The 1,117-nt window shown below is 63.5% G+C and carries 2 protein-coding genes; both read left to right on the top strand.

The features are described from left to right. Nucleotides 1–360 (top strand): hypothetical protein (locus tag H7841_18625; protein MEO5338873.1); only part of this gene is annotated, 360 nt, incomplete at its 5' end. Beyond that, nucleotides 345–854, top strand: a complete 510-nt coding sequence (locus H7841_18630) for a TlpA family protein disulfide reductase (protein ID MEO5338874.1) — start codon at nucleotides 345–347, stop codon at nucleotides 852–854. The genes H7841_18625 and H7841_18630, both read left to right, overlap by 16 nt. The last annotated feature ends 263 nt before the right edge of the window (nucleotides 855–1,117 follow it).

The following is a 1,117-nucleotide window of genomic DNA, read 5'->3' on the forward strand; positions in this document are numbered from 1 at the left end:
GGCGACGGCTGCCTGTTCAGGGTGGCGCTGGGGAACGCGGCGAACGCCTTGGGGGCTCCGGCTGTGGAAATCCGGCTCAGGGACTGGAATTCCGTGACCAAGAATGGCCTGAAGCCGCTCAAGATCCGCGAGGACTGGGAAGCGCTTTGGGAACGGCGCGGCCTTGATACGGAATCTCGGGTGGCCTTCCGCTGGGCTCTGTTCCCGACCGAGCAGACCTTCGGGGCCGCCGACCACAACTGGGGCTACGTGGCTTTCGGGCTGCCGGTGGGGACGCCATTTTCGGCCGACTTGGCCTGGCGGAAGGAAGGGAAGACTTTCACCAAGCGCATCGAGGGGCTGGAATGCGGAAGACGCTGATCGCTTTTCTGTTCGCCGTGTCGTTCGCAGGCATTGCGTCGGCCGGCCAGCCGCTGCACCCGGTACCGGGAACCCCGGCTGCGCCGGATTTCGCCCTGCCCGACCTGGACGGCAAGGACTGGCGCCTGTCGGCCTTCAAGGGCCAGGTGGCGATCATCAACTTCTGGGCCACTTGGTGCCCTCCTTGCCGCACCGAGATCCCGTCCATGCAGCGGGCCTGGGACAAGCTGAAGGATCACGGCGTCGTCATGCTGGCAGTCCATGTGGGCGGCAACATGGACAAGATCTGGACCTTCGTCGGCGACCACGGCATCCACTTTCCCGTTCTCGTCGACAAGGATTCCAGGGTCGCCAATGCCTGGCCGATGAAGGGCCTGCCCTCCACCTTCGTGGTCGATCCGCAAGGGCGTATCGTGCTGCAAGCCATCGGCGGGCGCGAGTGGGACGATCCCGAGATTCTCAAGACCCTGCTCGATCTGCGGTTGGCGAAATAGCGTCAAGCCCTCCTTGAGCTTGACAGCACCCCTTTGGGGGCTCATTATTCAATAATTCAATTGAATAATGACTTGCGAGCCTGGGGAGAACGCCATGAACGGAAGCCGGGTCGTCAGAATTCTGGGAATTCTCGCTCTTGCCGACATCGTGGCCTGGGCTTTCACGTTCCGCGACCGCCTCGACCCGGCGGCGGTCGAAGCCTGGATCGCCGGCTATGGAACCCTGGGAATGGCGTTGTTCGTGCTGGCCTTCGCGGCCGGGA

Origin of the sequence: Magnetospirillum sp. WYHS-4 (genome assembly GCA_039908345.1) — a bacterium.
In the GTDB taxonomy this organism is placed as follows: domain Bacteria; phylum Pseudomonadota; class Alphaproteobacteria; order Rhodospirillales; family GLO-3; genus JAMOBD01.

Coding starts and splice junctions, on each gene's coding strand:
- H7841_18630 (MEO5338874.1), top strand. CDS start 345: ATGCGGAAGACGCTGATCGCTTTTCTGTTCGCCGTGTCGTTCGCAGGC.